Origin of the sequence: Nostoc sp. PCC 7524, assembly GCF_000316645.1 — a bacterium.
Taxonomy (GTDB): domain Bacteria; phylum Cyanobacteriota; class Cyanobacteriia; order Cyanobacteriales; family Nostocaceae; genus Trichormus.
Map to the genome: position 1 here is coordinate 1,951,241 of NC_019684.1, position 17,990 is coordinate 1,969,230.

The window sequence follows — 17,990 nt, forward strand, 5'->3', positions numbered from 1 at the left end:
TTATAAATTCCTTGTAACGATAAATATGATTACTGTTGAAGTGACTAAAATTCAGGCTCTCATCCTAAAACAGCGCAATTTTTTTCAGACTGGTCAAACCAAAGAAGTTGCTTTTCGTCTAGAACAGTTAAAAATTCTCAAGCAATTAGTTCTTGATAATGAATCAGCAATACTTCAAGCAATCTACAAAGATTTACATAAGCCTGAATTTGAAGCTTATGCTACAGAAATTGGCGTAATCAAAGAAATTAATTATGCTATTAAACATATTAAAACTTGGACTAAGCCCAAGAAAGCACAAGTTCCCGCAGATTTTTTCTCTTACTCAGCGCGAATTCATCCAGAACCACTAGGAATTATTTTGTTGATTGGCCCTTGGAACTATCCATTTCAATTAATACTCTCACCATTAGTAGGCGCGATCGCTGCTGGCAATTGTGCGATTATCAAACCTTCAGAACTTGCACCTCATACTTCTAATTTGTTAGCGGATCTAATTAGTAAATATTTTCCTCCTGAATATATTGCCATAGTCGAAGGTGGTATAGAAACCAGCCAACAACTACTACAAGAAAAGTTTGATCATATCTTTTTTACTGGTGGTACAGCCATCGGTAAAGTGATTATGGAAGCAGCTGCAAAACATCTGACACCCGTTACCTTAGAACTAGGTGGTAAGAGTCCCTGTATTGTAGATACTGATATTAACCTCGAACATACAGCCAGAAGAATTGTTTGGGGAAAGTTCATTAATGCTGGACAAACTTGCATCGCACCTGACTATCTTTTAGTTAATCAAAAAATTAAACCAGACTTAATTGCTGCTCTGCAAAAAACCATCACAGAATTTTATGGTGAGAACCCAGCAAACAGTCCTGATTTTGCCAGAATTATCAATCAAAAACATTTTACCCGTCTGTCTCGATTACTCCACAATGGCGAAATTATTATTGGTGGAGATATTAACCCCGAAGAACGTTATATTGCGCCCACAATAATTGATCATGTCTCCTTAACAGATCCAGTCATGCAGGAGGAAATTTTTGGGCCGATTTTACCTGTGATGGAATACACAGATATTACAGAAGCGATCGCCCTAATTAATTCTCAACCAAAACCTTTAGCTTTATACCTATTCTCACAAAACAAAAACTTGCAACAACGTATCTTACAAGAAACTTCATCAGGTGGCGTATGTCTCAACGATACAATCATGCAAGTTGGTGTTTCCTCCTTACCCTTTGGTGGTGTAGGTGATAGTGGTATGGGTAGCTATCACGGTAAAGCTAGTTTTGACACCTTTTCACATTACAAAAGTGTCCTAAAAAACTCCTTCTGGCTAGATTTAGATTGGCGTTACGCCCCTTACAAAAACAAGTTATCTTTACTCAAGCGAATTATAAAGTAAAGACCAGAAGCTCAGGAAACATCCACCAAATAGCTAAACCTCCGCGTTCCTCTGCGTAAACCTCTGCGCTACTGGGCGTTTAAAAAAAACCTATTAGTAGAGACACAGCACTGCTACGTCTCTACTAATCACCAACTATATCTTTCCTCAGCCCAAGGTTCACCACGACGATGGTAGCCGTTACGTTCCCAAAAACCCAAATCTTCACGTTCCAGAAACTCCAAACCATTAATCCACTTGGCACTTTTCCAAGCATAGAGATGGGGTACAACTAGCCGCATCGGGCCACCGTGTTCTGTAGGCAGATCTTCACCAAATAATTTAAAAGCAAAAAAGTTTTCTTCCCTAACAAAGTCTGCCACTGAAATATTAGTCGTATAGCCGCCATAGCAATGTTCCATTACATGAACTGCTGAGGGATCTACCTCAATCAGACTCATAAAGTCTGTCACTTTAATCCCAGTCCATTTGACATCGAGTTTAGACCAACGGGTAACACAGTGAAAGTCTGCTGTAAATTCGTGTTGAGGTAGTGACATAAAGTCAGACCAAGTAAACACAGCAGGTTTTGCTAAACCCCATACCCGAAATTCCCATTCCTCTACACTCACTTGGGGCGCTGCGCCGTAGGTTAAAACGGGAAATCCCTTCGCCAAATGTTGTCCTGGAGGGACGCGTGAACTATTTTCCTGATCTGGTTTTTGAAAAAACTTTCCTAGCATATTCCCAGAAAAATCCACCTTGTCAACAGTTTAATTACTGAGTTACCAACTCTGAGCGTCCACACTCCACCCAGAGATTAATCAAATATTAATTTTGTTGAATATCAAAAAACTAACAGCTACAGATACTTTACTGTTTATATGATTATTTGATCATCAGTCATGGGTAAAAGGTAACGAGTAAACGGTTTTGCCAATTACTCATTACCAATTTTTTAGCGCCCAGATTCGCTTTGATGAATCTATCTATGTTTAATAATGCCTTGAGAAAGGTTGGAATAAGTGATGACATATTAGCGAGAAGTTTGTTAATGGTATTGCGGCTAACCACATAATGCCGTGGTTTTCGCCGCTCAAGACTTCGATGCTACTTATGCTTATCCCCTCTGGGGAATAATTATTCTTCTTCGTCCTCTTCTTCAGCAGTTGGATAGACAAATGTAGAACGTCCAGTCAAAATTGATTTGCCCAAGGACAGAGCTTTTTGAGCTTCAACAGCAGCTTTGTGTCTCCAGGTAGCTCGACGTTTATCTCGTTTAGATTTAGAGGTTTTCTTCTTAGGAACAGCCATGATAGCCGATATCGCAATTCTTGACAACCTTCCTATTCTAAGCGATCAGATGGCGAAGTCAAAAGTAAAAAGTTAAAGGGATTGGGGATTGGGGACTGGGTAAAAGTTGTTCTCCTCTGCTCCTCTGCTTCCCCTGCTTCCCCTGCCCCCCTGCTCCCCTACTCCCTCCTCCCTACTACTTATCAATAGCTGCTGGCGGTTCAGCAGGTTTGGGTTGTGGTGATGCTGTGGGGATTGTCACGGCTGCTGCGGGATTGGGGGTTTTTTGTTCTTGCTCAAACATGAGTAGCGATCGCGCACTTTTAAAATAAGTTGCCCATCTGCGGGGATCGGGACGGGTGCGCCATTGCTGACGACTGACATTTAAAGTCAAAATTGGGGCGATCGCACCATAGCTTTGTACGGATACAATTACTGAAATATCTGTTACTAAAATATCTTGGTCAAAGCTGCGTTGCGCTGCTGCCCTAGCTGTCATTTCTGCTCTGCGTAGTATGGCTTCATAGCCTTCGTCTGGTAATCGGTCAATAGTCAAGTCAGCTCTGGCTGTATAAGCTTGCACAATCTGCGGTGAAATTGCTTCTGTCACCGTCCATACTGCCACAGGAGACAAGAGCAAAAATATTAACGGAAATGTCCGGATTTTTTTGTCAAATTGGCTAATAACTGGAAAGGGAATGATCGATGATAGGTGGTGAAGACCATTTTTAGTCATGATTTTTTAGCTCCCTGGTGAGGTTATGTATTGTGAATAGTCTCAGTCTTTTTACTTGGCATTTATGAAATAAAAGTTACATAAATCTGATGGTTCCATCGGAACCACCTCGACTATAAGACATAGGTTAGCTTTGTTTTTTCAGCAAAGCCAACCGCAATTTTAGGCAAGCACACAACAACCTACAAAGAGCGGGATGGCAAATTACTGGGCGATCGCCATAGGCATCAATCAATATCAATTATTTCAACCTTTGCTTTGCGCTCAAGCAGATGCCGAGGCGTTAAAAGATTTTTTAGTTCAACAAGCAGGTTTTGTCCCTCAACGTTCCCTGCTGATGAGTGATACTTCGCCACCAATTGGCGATAGATCAACCTATCCCACTAAAGAAAATATTCTGCTGTTACTAGAAGATTTAGCAGCCGCCTGTTGGCAACCCCAAGACTACCTATGGTTATTTTTTAGCGGTTATGGAGTCAACTACGACGGCAGAGATTACTTAATGCCTGTAGATGGCGATCCCAAACGAGTACCTGAGACTGGTATAGAATTGCGATCGCTGATGCAAAGTCTGCAACTAGCTAACCTCAATGTCTTGTTGCTATTTGATGTTAACCGCGCTTTTGGGACTATTGCTGATACTCCCTTTGGGCAAGAAACTTTAGAATTAGCCAAGGAACTACAACTAGCTACGATTTTTTCCTGTCAACCAGAGGAATTTTCCCAAGAAAGCCGAGAACTAGGGCATGGCTTATTTACAGCCGCATTGTTAGCAGCTTTGCGTTCTGGTTATGGCGGTAACTTGCAGGATTTACAACAACACCTCAGCATTATCACCCCAGAATTATCTCAACATTACTGGCGACCAACACAAAACCCATTAGCCGTTCTTCCCTCTACGCCGCCAGTCATGTTACCGCCAGTTGAAACCAACATCAATACTGAAGCTATTCCCAGCACAGTAGCCCCTAAAGCCACAATTCCTACTACATTCATTCCCAGTACATTAGAACCCACAGCCGCAGAACCAATTATTTTTCCGGATGAAAACTTTGCTGTAGCATTGACATCTCCCCCTTTAGGAACAATATCTTTTCACAATTCCCACACCACAAGTATGTGGGGAGAAGCTCAAAGTGCAGAAACCACTATTAAAGATAGATCCCAGGCGTTATCATTACCCAACTTTACATTAAATGAACAGCAATTTTTAAATCCAGATCCTGACTCCATCGTCCAAGAACAATACTTTACTCAGTCATCTCCATCTGATCCAGAGACGGGTAGTAGGTTTATTCCTGATGCGCCGCCACCTCACATTTCACGCCTACCTGAAAATCAAACAGACACCTCAATCTGGAGACAATTTATCGTTTGGGGTGGAGGTACGATGCTGGTAGTAGCTCTAATTAGTATAGTGATGCTTCGCAACCAAGCTAGAGTTTTGCAAACCCAGAAGTTATCCTCCGCATTTCCTACTGCTGGTGATTCTCAAATTGTCAAAACTCCAGCCAATCCTCACACTGTACCCAAAGTATCTTCACCACGTCCCACAACCAAACCATCAACAGCCCAAATTGCAGCAATTTCTGAATCGCAAACACGTAACCAAGCTGTATTAGACTTAGCAAAAATGTCTCTGAGACAAACTCAAGCTAGTGATCTCAGCTTGGCGATCGCTACGGCTAAGAAAATCAAACCCGGTGAACCACTCTACGAGCAAGCTCAGGAGAATATTCAAATTTGGAGTCGCATGATCTTAGATTTAGCTGAAGGTCGTGCGAAACAAAGACAGTATAATTATGCGATCGCCGCCGCGCAATTAGTCCCCAAAGACGCAGCCCTTTATCCCCAAGCGCAAGCAGCAATAGCCCAGTGGCGCTTAGAGGCTAAACAGTATCTCGCCAACACTACCCTTTTAGATGCAGCCCAAGCTTTAATCCAACCAGGACAAGCATCTACTTATAATCGAGCCATTGAAGTTGCCAAAAGAGTACCACCTAATCAACCAGGCTACGATTTGGCACAAAAAGCAATAAACCAATGGAGCGAGAAAATTTTGGATTTAGCCAAAAGCCGTGCCGATCAAGGAAGATTCAGTGCCGCCATTGAAACAGCTACCCTAATTCCCGAAGTCACATCTGTTTATGAAGATGCTCAAGAAGCCATCCAAAAATGGCAAGCTAGAAAAACTAAAAATTAACAACAAAAAGTTAGAAGTTTTTTAACTCCTAACTTTTTGTACTGTTCCCTGTTCCCTGTTAATCAAAACTCAGCACTAACAATACTGCGATACATCCTCACCGCATTCATCAGCTAGGTAGCACATGGCTCTAAAGCGTAAGCAAACTATTTCTTCATATAAAGGATTGAGCTTGCATAATGGCGGAATATGAAACAGAGTTTTGCCAAATACTTTGATATCGCGTTCAAAGGGACATTGGGTTGGGATCAACTGACATAGACGGTGAGCAAATTGGCGATCGCGTACTTCAATATTGTCTACCCATTGGCGTAGGGGCTTGAGGAGATCCCGTCTAGCTGGAGAAGTTGAATTTGGCAACGGTTGGGGATCAACTTTAATTTCTTCTTGTTGATTTATCCAAACCCAGCTTGCCAGAAAAATCTTTTTTGTGGTATTATCAAATACCTTCATGGTTGTGCCTCTGTGTTAATGAGGGTATTCACCCGTCCGGTGAATATATACAGCGTGAAAATTACCTAATCGGGAAAAACACTGTCCTGAAAAAGATATAATGACGTTGATGACTAGCCACTTAGGTCAGGACATAATTTATTACTACGTCAAGTTAATCGCAATTTCCCCCGAATGGGTAGTGTAACCATCCAATCTTATTGGTAACTTGACACAGTTTAAATTCTAATAAAGTCATCCGCCTTTGGACGGGTTTTACGGTAATCGTTACAAAACTTAATATAGTAATTTTTTTCAATAAAGGAGATTAGAGATAGGAGCAAGAACTCCTATCTGGAAGTAGTAATCATGGCAAAAGTGCAATCAAGGAAGTGAATATCATAGTTTATGGCGTAATGGGGCTAACCTACCTAGGTTAGCGTTGGGTTGCATTCCAGGTTTACGTATGAACCAGCCCACCATCGCTTTAGTTGGTTCTACTTTTTTAATTGCGCTGGGCGATCGCAAGTGCAACTAACATAGGTTCTGTGGCGACATTAAGCAGCAATCCCCAAAATATCCTGATTGGCTCATTTTCTGGTATTTTCTACCGAGATTTTTTGCAAGCATTAGCGCCAGTAGCGATCGTGGGCTTACTAATTCAAGTAGGATTACTGTGGCAGATAAGTGATGCAATTAATTTGATAACTCTTTCTTTCACTTGATCGCGGACTTGGCGAAAGATTTCTAGTGATCCTCCTGCTGGATCATCTAATTGCCAATCTTCAAATACTTCTCTAATTACCCAAGCTTCTGGTAAATTTACGCCGCAACCACATAAAGAAATTACTATATCGTAATCTTCTGGATTGAAATTATCTAAAGGTTTAGAAGATTGCTGACTAATATCAATACCAACTTCTGACATGACTTTAACAGCAATTGGATCTACTTCATTGATTGCTAAACCGGAACTTGTGACGGTAATTTTTCCCTCTCCTAATGTTCGTGCAAAACCCTCTGCCATTTGAGAACGACGGGAATTATGCTTGCAGACAAACATCACGTTTTTCATAAATTATCCCTCTAAAAGTTAACAGAGGTGAGTGTTACCTCTGTTGAGATATTTCCATCTATGCACAACACGTCTTATTAACAGTCTTAACTTCTTCTACAGCAGCAGTAGTGACTAAATTTTTGTCTGGTGCTGTGTCTGCTACTTTTACCACGAAAACCTCCCAACGGTTGCCATCGGGATCTGTTACCCACACTTTATCTTGCAAAGCGTAGCAACAATCAGTATTGTCCTCTGTAAATAGTGCTAGTCCTGCATCTGTAAAACGTTTGATAGCTGATTTCACATCATCGGTACTTTCAACTTGTACACCTAAATGAGACAATGCACCACCAGTCTGCACGCTGTTAGTTAAATTGAGTGTCAGGTTTAAAGCTGGGTTGGGAATGTCAAATTTGGCGTAGTCAGCTTTGTATTTTAAGGGTTCTAAACCAAACATTGTCCGATAAAATGTCACGGACTTCTCAAGATTAGTCACATTCAACGCAACATGAGTTTTCATCGCTGTCATAATTTTTCTCCTGATAGTGTTTGTCTTGCGTTAATGGAAGGAATTAATACAGCGTGGATCTGGCAAACTAGCCTTTTCTGGCTCTCGTGGAAACCAGGGTGCTGTGCGTTTACAAAGTTCTACCAGCATTAACATAACTGGGACTTCGATTAACACGCCTACTACCGTTGCGAGTGCTGCACCAGAATTCAAGCCAAACAGCATAACGGCTGTAGCAATGGCAACTTCAAAGTGGTTACTAGCTCCAATTAAGGCGGCGGGTGCAGCGTCTTCATAGGAAAAATTGAGCTTTAATGCTGCCACATAACTAATTAAGAAAATGAAATTAGTTTGAATAAATAGTGGCACGGCAATTAATAAAATGTGCAAGGGATTGTTGACGATTAATTCACCTTTAAAGGCAAATAGCAAGACTAAAGTAATCAGCAAAGCTGTAATGGCAACGGGACTAAGATACTTCAAAAATTGCCCTTCAAACCATTCTCTGCCTTTATATTTGAATATCCAGTAACGGCTGTAAATCCCTGCAATTAAAGGTAAACCTACATAAATCAGCACTGATAAAACTATGGTTTGCCAAGGTACAGTTAAGTCATTTGCTGCTAGCAACCACCTGCCTAAAGGCGCGTATAAAAATAGCATGGCTAGAGAGTTAACTGCCACCATCACCAAAGTGTGTCCTTGATTACCGTAGGATAGATAACCCCACATCAACACCATTGCTGTACAGGGTGCAATTCCTAGTAAAATTGTGCCAGCGATGTAGGAATTTGCGATCGCTACTTCACTACCACGAATTAATTCTGTACCCGCAATTAACGGACGAAATAGCCAGCCGAGAAAGAACTGGGCAAAAGCTACCATCGTGAATGGTTTAATTAACCAATTCACCACCAAGGTAAGAATCACAGGCTTGGGGGCGCGGAGTGCATTCACAGCTTGGCTAAAGTCAATCTTCACCATGATAGGGTACATCATGAAAAACAAGCATACCGCAATGGGAATTGATACCTGATAAATACTAATAGCATCAAGTTTGACCGCTATCTCTGGAAATAACCTCCCTAGGGTGATTCCAGCAAAAATACACAAAAATACCCACAGGGTAAGATATCTTTCAAAAAAACTCAGATTACTCTTGGGTTTCATTTTTAAGGGTGTAAGGGTGTAGGGGTCTTTTTGAATTTTGTAGGCGCAAGCCTTGCCGCAGGCTATTTTGAATTTTGAATTGTTTAGTCTCCCTCTCCAGCTTTCCAGGCGATCGCTTTACTGGGTTTAGGGTCGGGTAATTTCAGTGATACTACGGCTGCCCCTAGTACCAAAAACATCGATGTCCACAGACAACCCACCAACCCCAGCCATTGATATACCAAGCCAGATAAAACCGTACCAGCCAACCTACCGCCAGAGTTAGCCATATAGTAAAAGCCAACATTCAGGGCTACTTTATCATCATCGGTAAAAGCCAACACCAAATAAGAGTGAACCGCAGAGTTAAAGGCAAATACCACACCAAATAACAGCAGTCCCCCCACAATGGCGATATTAGCGGGGATACCTAATTGTAGAGCGAGGGCGATCGCAGCTGGCACGGCTGTTAAGGTAAATGTCCAAAATTGGATAGTTTGAGATTGTGGCGGACGACCAGAACCAAAGCGTTGAATCAATGTTGGTGCTGATGATTGAATAATCCCGTAGCCAATCACCCACAACGCTAAAAATCCCCCCACTTGATAAAAAGACCAACCTAAAACCTCACGCAAGAACACAGGCAAAGCCACTACAAACCAGACATCCCGCGAACCGAATAAAAAGAATCGGGCGGCTGAGAGAATATTAATCTCTGGACTCTTAGAAAACAGTTGGCTAAACTTAACTTTCTTCTTAATTTTGCCCATGCCTTTCGGCAGCATTAACCCAGTAAACATCAGCAGGAATAAACCACCAGCCATTATTAATAGGGAATTGACAAAACCAAATCCACCTAACAAAGCACTACCAACAAAAAAACCAACTCCCTTGAGGGCATTTTTAGAACCAGTCAGCACCGCCACCCATTTAAACAAAGCAGACTGAGCATCTTGGGGAACTACCAACCGAATTGCACTTTTAGAACTCATCTTAGTTAAGTCTTTGGCAATTCCAGAAAATGCCTGAGCCGTCATCACAAACAAGACTGCAAACCACTGCGCCCAACTGGGATTCAGGTATGCCAGCATCACCAAAGAGAAAATCTGTAGCCCAATGCCAGTATAAAGAGTAACTTTTAATCCTAATTGCGAGCCAATCCAACCGCCTAAAAAGTTAGTGACAATGCCAAATATTTCGTAAAACAGGAATAGAGAAGCGATTTGTAATGGCGTATAGCCAATTTTATTGAAGTAGAGCAACACTAGCATTCTCAGCGCACCATCAGTAATGGTGAAACCCCAATAAGCCAATGTTACGAGAATATAGTTTTTGAAATTTGCTTTAGATGCTGTAGTAGTCATGGTAGTTGGGGAATAGGGAATGGGGAATAGGGAATGGGGAATAGAAGAACAAGCAATGCCCCATGCCCCATGCCCAAATCTATTTGAGATTCAATGCAACTTTACGAGCGAGTTCAACCATGCGGTTGACATAACCCCATTCGTTGTCATACCAAGCCAGAATTTTTACTTGTGTCTCGTCAACAACCATTGTGGAAAGGGCATCAATAATGGAAGAACGAGGATCATCTTTATAGTCAATAGACACTAAAGGACGCTCCTCATAGCCGAGGATGTCTTTGAGGGGTGCTTGTTCAGAAGCAGCTTTTAATAAGCTGTTAATTTCTTCTACTGTGGTAGGTCTTACCACCTCAAACACGCAGTCTGTCAATGAAGCGTTGAGTAGTGGGACTCTGACTGCAACACCGTTGAGTTTACCGTTGAGTTCGGGATAAATTAACCCAATGGCTGTCGCTGATCCAGTAGTGGTAGGAATTAAAGAAAGACTGCTAGCACGCGCCCGACGCAAATCTTTGTGAGGTGCATCGACTAGGGTTTGAGTATTGGTGTTGTCATGGATTGTGGTAATAATGCCATGTTTAATACCCAACCCTTCGTGAATGACTTTTACTACTGGTGCTAAACAGTTGGTTGTACAAGAAGCCGCAGTTAACAGATGATGCTTATCCGGCTCATAGAGGTAATCATTCACCCCCATGACTATATTTAAGGCTTCTTCCTTCACTGGAGCAGCCACAATTACTTTCTGCACCCCACGCTTAAAATAGGGTTCAAGAGTAGCAGGTGTGCGAAACTTACCGGAACATTCCAGCACTATATCCACACCAAAATCTTCCCAAGGTACATCGCCCGGTTTGGCATACTCACTAAAGCTGAGGGGTGTACCATCAATGAGAACACGTTCACCTTCTGCTTCTACTTCAGGTGTCCAGCGTCCATGTACAGAATCAAACTTGAGTAAATGAGCTGCTGTTACAGCCCCACCTTTGATTTCATTAATATGAACAAATTCTAGTTCTGGCCAACCCCAGGCGGCTCGCAGTGCTAGCCGTCCCATCCTACCAAAGCCGTTAATGCCAACACGAATTTTCATCAGCTTAGATCAATAAATTTCTCAAACTAAAATTGCTTTTGTTTGCGTAACAATTCGCTAATTGTTAGGTCTAATTGCGCTTTGCCACCAAAAACTGTGCCGGCTTTACCTTGATTTAAATGTACATAATTGATGTGATAAGTTTCATTTGGTAAAGGTACATAACCCACAGCAGCAGCAGTTTTCGGTGCTTGTTTCACGTAGAAATCTACAAATTGGTAAACTGCACTTTTATGTTGGGATGACCAAGGATTGACGTAGATAAATAACGGTCGAGAAAGTGGTTGATACTTGGATTTTTCAACAGTTTCTCGTGATGGTAGAATTGCACCTTTACCACTATCCACTGGTAGCACTTTTAGCTTATTCTTATGCTCTTCATAGTAGGCATAGCCAAAGTAACCCAAAGCATTTGGATCTTTGATAATTCCATCTACTAAAACTTCATCGTCTTCACTGGCTGTATAGTCATTGCGACTGGCTTTGGCTTTACCTGTGACGGCTTCTGTAAAATAGTCAAATGTACCAGAATCTTTACCGGGTCCATGTAAATTTAATGGCCGATCTGGCCAAGTTGCACGGACTTGATTCCAACGGGTGATTTTTCCCTCAGCCCCAGGTTCCCAAATCTTTTTCAATTCGTCAATTGTAATATCTTTCGCCCAATCGTTCTGAGGATTGACAATAATAGTTAAGGCATCAAAAGCAATAGGTAATTCTATATACCTCACACCGTTTTGATTACAAAGTTCCATCTCTGACTTAGAAATGGGTCTAGAGGCATTATTGATATCTGTTTTCCCTGTACAGAATTTCTCAAATCCTCCACCTGTACCGGAAAAACTCACTTTAATTTGAACATTTTTAGAGTTGGCTTGAAATTCTTTAGCGATCGCTTGGGTAATCGGATACACCGTACTCGAACCATCAACGATAACTTTCGCTACCTGTTCAGAATTAGTAACTTCGGTGACTGCTGATGACTGTTGCGTTTGAGTCGATGAGTTGGGTGTTGCTGTACAACTGGTTGATACAGCTAATATTCCAAATGCGAGAGCCAATTTTGTTGCTACTGCGTTCATTGACCTCACCTGTATGGGTGATATGAAATGTATACCTATATCATTTCAAAAAAAATTGATATGTCAATTAGGCAGGAGGCTATATACACAAAAATTCATCAAAAAAAGTTGATGTATCAGGAGATGTTATCACAGCAACGTGCAGGTAATATTTGCCCCAAGCGGTGTAAATCTGCTAAATACTGCTCTAAGACGGCAAATTGAGGTAAATTTAGGCTATAATAAATCCAACGTCCTTGCTGGCGAGAGTTAACTAAACCAGCTTCTTTCAAAGTCTTCAAATGAAAAGATAATTTCGACTGACTCACCCCCAAGGTTTCACACAAGTCACAGACGCAAAGTTCACGCTGACGTAGCAATTCTAGGACATTAATCCTAATGGGGTCAGAAAGTGCGTGAAAACCAGTAACAATCAAGTGAGGGGTGGAAGCAGTAGGGGTTTGCATTAAATTAACCTGCGTTCAGCAATGGTGTAAATCTTGCTATATTCAAGCATTTCTAGTCTTGCTCATTTCTCCGCCTCAAATAGCGGACTTCTTCCAGTAATATATTAAATCTTAAATTTTCTGCCTTTGCCTGGATGTTTATTAGTAGGTTGAAGAATTTATATCGTAGTAATTAATTCTTCCGTACCTACTTCTTTAACTTGTAAATATCCCTCTTTAATAGTGAGAGGTATTAGCACTCTGACTTTGATGGGTTTAGGTGTTGGTGCGGCAACAGCTACACTTGTATTGTTGGCATCATTGATGTCTTGGTAAGTTTTCACCATTACATCAGGAACACCAACAATTACGGAACTATCATCTGTAGTTTCGTACATCCGCACTTCAACGGCGACACGATATTTAGGACGCAGTTGAGGAGATAAAAACTAATTAACAGGTGATGTAATCCAGGAAACAAATCCGGGTGTTCTAAATAGGGGTTCATTCCTGGAAATACCGAAGGCATGATTTATACTCCTAGTTCTGAGCCAGCCACAACAGCTTCGGGTTGATAGCGAATTCCAGCTTTTTCAATGCGGCGTAGGGCTTCACCCAGGCGATCGCAATCTGCAATCAAGCTAATACGCACATAGCCTTCACCAGCCACCCCAAAAGCATTACCAGGGGTGACAACAACGCCTGTCTGCTGCAACAAGTTCAAAGCAAAATCCGTTGAACCTATACCCACAGGACATTTCACCCACAAGTACATTGTAGCTTTGGTTTTGGGGATATCCCAACCCAGCTTTCCGAAGCCTTCAATCAAGAAATCCCGGCGGGTGCGGTAGCGTTGCTGTACTTCGTGTAGGTAAATATCAGGCAATTGTAAGGCGGTTTCGGCGGCTGTTTGCAAGGCGGCAAAAATCCCATAATCCAGATTGGTTTTTAATGTCCGCAAACCTTGAATTACATGGCGATTCCCTACCACAAAACCCACACGCCAACCAGCCATATTATAGGTTTTAGATAACGTGTGAAATTCTACGCCAATATCTTTTGCCCCAGGAATTTCTAATAAGCTAGTGGGTTGATAACCATCAAAAGCTAACTCGGCATAACACAAATCATGGACTAAGAGAATTTCGTATTTTCTGGCAAACGCCACGATTTCCTCGAAAAATTCGCGGGGTGCGGTGGCGGCTGTGGGGTTGCTGGGATAGTTAAAATAAAGTATTTTGGCTTGTCTTGCCACTTCGTCGGGAATGGCAGTTAAATCAATTAACCAATCATTCTCAGGCTTTAAAATCAAGCTGTGGACTTTCCCACCGGCAATCACAGGCCCCCTAAAATGGGCGGGATAGGCGGGGGAGGGAACTAACACCACATCCCCAGGATTAATATAGGCGATCGCTAAATGAGATAATCCTTCCTTAGAACCCAACAATGGCAAAGCTTCACTATCAGGATCTAGCATCACCCCATAGCGACGCTTATACCAAGTCGTAATGGCACGGCGAAAGTTAGCAGTCCCTTCAAAGGGAGGATAACCGTGATTGGCGGGATCTTGTAAAGCCTTCATCGCTGCTTCTACCACTGGCTGTGGTGTCGCGCCATCGGGATTTCCCATCCCCAAATCAATTAAATCAATGCCTTGTTCTCTAGCCTTAGCTTTTAACTCATCAAGACGGGCAAATACATAAGGTGGTAGTTGCTTTATCCGATCTGCTGGCGTAATCCAATCGAAACTCATTCCTCAACCTCGTCAACCCCTGCGGGTAATTCAAAATTCAAAATAGCCTGCGGCAAGGCTTGCGCCTACAAAATTCAAAATTATTTGCACTAGCTTTCAGCAGTCAAAGTAATTTGTTGTTCTGCTTGTTACTTAGCAGAAGAGAGTATTACGAATTAGTCATTATTTCATCACTGGTTTCCCTGGTGGAGACACGATTAACTAAGTCTCTACTATCTGTTGGTGCAGTGGTAGAAACCATCGCCGCCATTAACTGTTCCAATGCAACCTTAAATGGGAGTCGATGAATATCAGATTCAGGTGCTAACGCAACTTCGGCGGCGGTTTGCAATTCACCGAGGGTAATATTTCCTAAACCTAAATCTGCTAATTTTTGTGGCAGTCCAATCTCTGCGTAAAACTTCAATAGTTGTTGTCTGGATGAGGCTGCTAGTTGATTGCCTTGTACCATTTCTTCTAAACGCAGCTGCACTAAAATTCCGAAGGCGACTTTTTCACCGTGGATGCTGCTGTGTCCGGCAATGTGCGTTAAACCATTATGCACAGCATGGGCGGCGACGGTGCGACATTGCGCCCCACCCAAGCCACCAATTACCCCAGCTAGTAAGACGGTAGCGTCAACCACTTCTTGCCATACCTGACTCCCTGGATTTTCCAAGGCGGCGGCTGACTTTTGAAATAAAATGTCTCGTAAGACTCGCGCCTGTTGGACTGCGGCAATAATTAAAGTCTGTTCTAAATGCCCACTGCTAACGGATGCTTCATACCATTTAGCGATCGCATCCCCAATTCCTGCGACTAAAGTATGTGCTGGGGCAGTTTTCACTAAATCGTAATCAAGGATAACTAAATCAGGACAGCGAGACAAGGCTACATCATACAAAAATGCCCCCGACTCAGAATAGACATTTGATAAAGCTGTCCAAGCTGCACAGGTAGCCGCCGAGGTGGGGATAGTGGCGATAGGTAACTGTAATTGATGGGCAACTAATTTGGCTGTATCTAAAGCTTTACCGCCACCAACACCGATAATCACATCAGCTTTATGTTCTTTGGCTGTTTTTATCAGTGATTTTAAGCCAGTTTCGGCACAATCTGCACCATAGGCAGCAGAGGTGACATAGAGATTGTGCTGTTCTAAAATTGGCAGTAAATTGGCGTTAGCGATCTCGATCGTGCTATTGCCTGCCACAATCAACGGACGACTACCTAACTTGGCAATTTCTAAGGCGGCGGTTGACAATATATTTGACCCACGCATTACTTTGGCTGGGGCTACTGCTAGCGTGAGTAGAGAAGTAGAACTGGAAGTAGACAAGGCTGGAGTAGATAGATTAGACATATACTCTAGTTTGCCAAAATCTTGATGTTTATTCATAAAATTTCCTGTATAGCCATTGCTCATAGCCCTAGGAGTCATTTGAGGCTACTACCCATTGACCATAAATCCCGAACTATCAAAGTTTTGAATAACTATATAGTTCATTAAACATACCACTGTCAGAATACTCAGCGAAAGTCAATATGAGACTACCTAACGGAAGTGATACAGTGTTACCCGTATTTATCGCTCGTAGATGAAGTTATTCAATTTAGGTAGATCATATCTTAATCTAAAATTAACAAATATTGTATAGCTAAATACAAAAAATATAATATGTTCCTTCGTTAGTAGGGTGCGTCAGTATGAATATTTTCTCGGTATATTTCGGGTTTATAGCACTGACGCACCCTACTGGCTTCTGAAATAAGTGCGATCGCTTCTGTTGTATTGTATAGATGTTCAGTAGCTATATGAGACGAAAAAGAAAGTTAATGATTTTTCCTAAAAAGGAATCCAATCTAACTTATCAATCCATTCTTCGCTGTCGCTAGTCTCCCAAAGCAGAAAAAGAGATTCTGCCCAACTTCCTAAAGTTGTACCTGGACGTAACCAAAGAACTCCCCAAATATGTCCTCCTGCTGTCCAGTGAGCTTCTAAATGCCCAGGCATACTTTTACGGTTATCTGTCACTAATAACCGTTGAGATAATTCTAGATAACACAACAATTCTGGATCAAGCGTTCCCAATACAGGCGCGTCTGCATCTCCTACACGCACAATATCAATTGCTGGATTAAGACGCAAAACAGCAACTTTGAGCTTGGGTGACAAATTTTCATCGAGCAAGAAACGGATCTTCATACACGATTAAGCTTTTCTTGCTCTCTTTGCAGTTTGATTGCTCTTAAACGCTGTGTCATCAAAGATGGATTAGTAGCAGCTTCTTGATAACGTTGTTCCCGCCACTTAGCCAAGCGCAACATATAAGCATCTACCTCAGCACGATTATGAAGATAGTAAGTAATAGTAGCGTGAATCTTTTCTAAATTCAGGGATGGTAACTCCTCTAGAATTTGCTCTGGTGTAAAACCTTGTAGGTAATAATCAATTACATCGTCGATACCAATACGATGTCCTTTAATCCGAATATCATCTGGATCTAAAAATTCAAAATAATCTTCTAATTGCATACATCTCCCTCTATACAATTTGAAATTGATTTTTTTAAGTCCAATAAAAGTAGAGCCTAAGCCTAGCATAGATCCTTTTGCTCACCTGGTAGAAGTTTCAATGGAATAATGTAATAGCTACGGCGAGGGAAGCGATAAGCTACACCTCATACCAATTATTAGGTTGATCAAAAATTCCCCAGAAATATGGAAAATCAAACCGACTACATTACCGCCTTGATCAATTTACATCGTGGACTTGAACGCCAAGGGCCGGGTGATGCAGATTTTTCACGTCAAATATTACGTAATCTTCCTGCTTTACCAGCAAAACCACGCATTGCTGATCTTGGGTGCGGAAGCGGTGCAGGTGCATTGCTGCTGGCGCAATACTATCAATGTAACGTCATGGCGGTTGATTTCTCCTCTGATTTTATCGAGGAACTCAAAATCCGCGCCCAACAGGCTGGAATCGAGCATCTCATTACCCCAATTCATGGTGATATGAGTCAACTTGATTGGGCAGATGCTTCAGTGGATTTACTTTGGTCTGAAGGTGCTGCATATAACTTGGGATTTGAACAAGCTTTGAAAATCTGGCGACAATTGCTGGCAAATGACGGTATCGCCGTAGTCTCAGAACTGAGTTGGTTTAGTGATCAAGTACCTGAGAGTGCGATCGCATATTGGCAAAAAGCCTATCCGATGATTGGTAGCGAAGCTGAAAATATTCATCGGGCTACAAGAGCAGGTTTCAGCGTCTTTTCCACTCACAGATTGCCTAGTAGTGCTTGGTGGATTAATTACTACGAACCACTGCGCGAAAACATGAAGCAGAGTGAAACTACCCCAGTTACTCAAGCAGTGATTCGTGAAATTCAAGAGGAGATGGCACTATTCGAGCAATTCAGCGATTTTTATGGCTATACTTTCTATGTAATGCGGCCAATGCCGAACGATCAAAATTAGCTTAAAAAGTACGCGATCGCTCCAGCCAATTTTAATTCAGCATCAG

General features: G+C 42.0%; 18 protein-coding genes and 2 pseudogenes. 4 read left to right on the top strand and 16 right to left on the bottom strand.

The genetic code is table 11. The annotated features are described in order from the left end of the window. Window positions 1-25 precede the first annotated feature (25 nt). Window positions 26-1,408, top strand: a complete 1,383-nt coding sequence (locus NOS7524_RS07725; protein ID WP_015137927.1) for an aldehyde dehydrogenase — start codon at window positions 26-28, stop codon at window positions 1,406-1,408. Window positions 1,409-1,536: 128 nt separating this feature from the next. Here NOS7524_RS07725 and NOS7524_RS07730 read toward each other — a convergent pair whose 3' ends face one another. The 3 genes from NOS7524_RS07730 to NOS7524_RS07740 form a co-directional block, all read right to left on the bottom strand. Further along, window positions 1,537-2,130: a sulfite oxidase-like oxidoreductase gene (locus NOS7524_RS07730; protein ID WP_015137928.1), complete on the bottom strand. Its 594-nt coding sequence runs from the start codon at window positions 2,128-2,130 to the stop codon at window positions 1,537-1,539. Between the two features lie 397 nt (window positions 2,131-2,527). Beyond that, complete coding sequence (rpmF, locus tag NOS7524_RS07735) at window positions 2,528-2,701, bottom strand: 50S ribosomal protein L32 (RefSeq protein WP_011320324.1); 174 nt, start codon at window positions 2,699-2,701, stop codon at window positions 2,528-2,530. A gap of 175 nt (window positions 2,702-2,876) precedes the next feature. Beyond that, the gene (locus NOS7524_RS07740) at window positions 2,877-3,416 is read right to left on the bottom strand and encodes a hypothetical protein (RefSeq protein WP_015137929.1); all 540 of its coding nucleotides are present in this window, start codon (window positions 3,414-3,416) and stop codon (window positions 2,877-2,879) included. 196 nt (window positions 3,417-3,612) lie between these two features. Here NOS7524_RS07740 and NOS7524_RS07745 point away from each other — a divergent pair, with 196 nt between their 5' ends. Further along, window positions 3,613-5,619: a caspase family protein gene (locus NOS7524_RS07745; protein WP_015137930.1), complete on the top strand. Its 2,007-nt coding sequence runs from the start codon at window positions 3,613-3,615 to the stop codon at window positions 5,617-5,619. 75 nt (window positions 5,620-5,694) lie between these two features. On the opposite strand, the gene NOS7524_RS07750 is transcribed toward NOS7524_RS07745, so the two are convergent. Beyond that, on the bottom strand, window positions 5,695-6,072 hold the full coding sequence (locus tag NOS7524_RS07750; protein WP_015137931.1) for a Mo-dependent nitrogenase C-terminal domain-containing protein: 378 nt from the start codon (window positions 6,070-6,072) through the stop codon (window positions 5,695-5,697). 395 nt (window positions 6,073-6,467) lie between these two features. Here NOS7524_RS07750 and NOS7524_RS31170 point away from each other — a divergent pair. Continuing rightward, window positions 6,468-6,728: pseudogene (locus NOS7524_RS31170) on the top strand (SLC13 family permease); the annotation flags it as partial. Here NOS7524_RS31170 and arsC read toward each other — a convergent pair. The 12 genes and pseudogenes from arsC to NOS7524_RS07810 all read right to left on the bottom strand — a co-directional run bounded on the left by arsC (window position 6,713) and on the right by NOS7524_RS07810 (window position 16,996). Continuing rightward, window positions 6,713-7,126, bottom strand: a complete 414-nt coding sequence (gene arsC, locus NOS7524_RS07755) for an arsenate reductase, glutathione/glutaredoxin type (protein ID WP_015137932.1) — start codon at window positions 7,124-7,126, stop codon at window positions 6,713-6,715. The pseudogene NOS7524_RS31170 and the gene arsC sit on opposite strands and share 16 nt — an antisense overlap. A gap of 58 nt (window positions 7,127-7,184) precedes the next feature. Further along, the gene (locus tag NOS7524_RS07760; RefSeq protein ID WP_015137933.1) at window positions 7,185-7,637 is read right to left on the bottom strand and encodes an ArsI/CadI family heavy metal resistance metalloenzyme; all 453 of its coding nucleotides are present in this window, start codon (window positions 7,635-7,637) and stop codon (window positions 7,185-7,187) included. Window positions 7,638-7,667: 30 nt separating this feature from the next. Further along, entirely contained in the window at window positions 7,668-8,786 is a 1,119-nt protein-coding gene (arsB, locus tag NOS7524_RS07765) for an ACR3 family arsenite efflux transporter (protein ID WP_015137934.1), read from the bottom strand. 83 nt (window positions 8,787-8,869) lie between these two features. Next, the gene (gene arsJ / locus NOS7524_RS07770; RefSeq protein WP_015137935.1) at window positions 8,870-10,129 is read right to left on the bottom strand and encodes an organoarsenical effux MFS transporter ArsJ; all 1,260 of its coding nucleotides are present in this window, start codon (window positions 10,127-10,129) and stop codon (window positions 8,870-8,872) included. Between the two features lie 79 nt (window positions 10,130-10,208). Further along, window positions 10,209-11,222 carry an ArsJ-associated glyceraldehyde-3-phosphate dehydrogenase gene (locus tag NOS7524_RS07775; RefSeq protein WP_015137936.1) on the bottom strand — a complete coding sequence of 338 codons (1,014 nt, stop codon included), beginning with the start codon at window positions 11,220-11,222 and terminating at the stop codon, window positions 10,209-10,211. Between the two features lie 26 nt (window positions 11,223-11,248). Beyond that, complete coding sequence (locus tag NOS7524_RS07780) at window positions 11,249-12,304, bottom strand: PstS family phosphate ABC transporter substrate-binding protein (protein ID WP_015137937.1); 1,056 nt, start codon at window positions 12,302-12,304, stop codon at window positions 11,249-11,251. Window positions 12,305-12,420: 116 nt separating this feature from the next. After that, window positions 12,421-12,750 (bottom strand): ArsR/SmtB family transcription factor, encoded by a 330-nt coding sequence (locus NOS7524_RS07785; protein ID WP_015137938.1) that lies wholly within the window; start codon window positions 12,748-12,750, stop codon window positions 12,421-12,423. A gap of 158 nt (window positions 12,751-12,908) precedes the next feature. Continuing rightward, a pseudogene (locus NOS7524_RS28355) lies at window positions 12,909-13,258 on the bottom strand (DUF4058 family protein). A gap of 3 nt (window positions 13,259-13,261) precedes the next feature. Further along, complete coding sequence (locus tag NOS7524_RS07795) at window positions 13,262-14,482, bottom strand: aspartate aminotransferase (protein WP_015137939.1); 1,221 nt, start codon at window positions 14,480-14,482, stop codon at window positions 13,262-13,264. 148 nt (window positions 14,483-14,630) lie between these two features. Beyond that, a complete protein-coding gene (locus NOS7524_RS07800) occupies window positions 14,631-15,824 on the bottom strand; it encodes an iron-containing alcohol dehydrogenase family protein (protein WP_041555622.1) in 1,194 nt (397 codons plus the stop codon). 483 nt (window positions 15,825-16,307) lie between these two features. Then, window positions 16,308-16,667 carry a DUF5615 family PIN-like protein gene (locus NOS7524_RS30565; RefSeq protein ID WP_015137941.1) on the bottom strand — a complete coding sequence of 120 codons (360 nt, stop codon included), beginning with the start codon at window positions 16,665-16,667 and terminating at the stop codon, window positions 16,308-16,310. After that, window positions 16,664-16,996: a DUF433 domain-containing protein gene (locus tag NOS7524_RS07810; protein ID WP_015137942.1), complete on the bottom strand. Its 333-nt coding sequence runs from the start codon at window positions 16,994-16,996 to the stop codon at window positions 16,664-16,666. The genes NOS7524_RS30565 and NOS7524_RS07810 overlap by 4 nt, the downstream gene beginning before the upstream one ends. A gap of 186 nt (window positions 16,997-17,182) precedes the next feature. Here NOS7524_RS07810 and NOS7524_RS07815 point away from each other — a divergent pair, with 186 nt between their 5' ends. Then, window positions 17,183-17,944 (top strand): class I SAM-dependent methyltransferase, encoded by a 762-nt coding sequence (locus NOS7524_RS07815; protein ID WP_015137943.1) that lies wholly within the window; start codon window positions 17,183-17,185, stop codon window positions 17,942-17,944. Window positions 17,945-17,990: the final 46 nt, after the last annotated feature.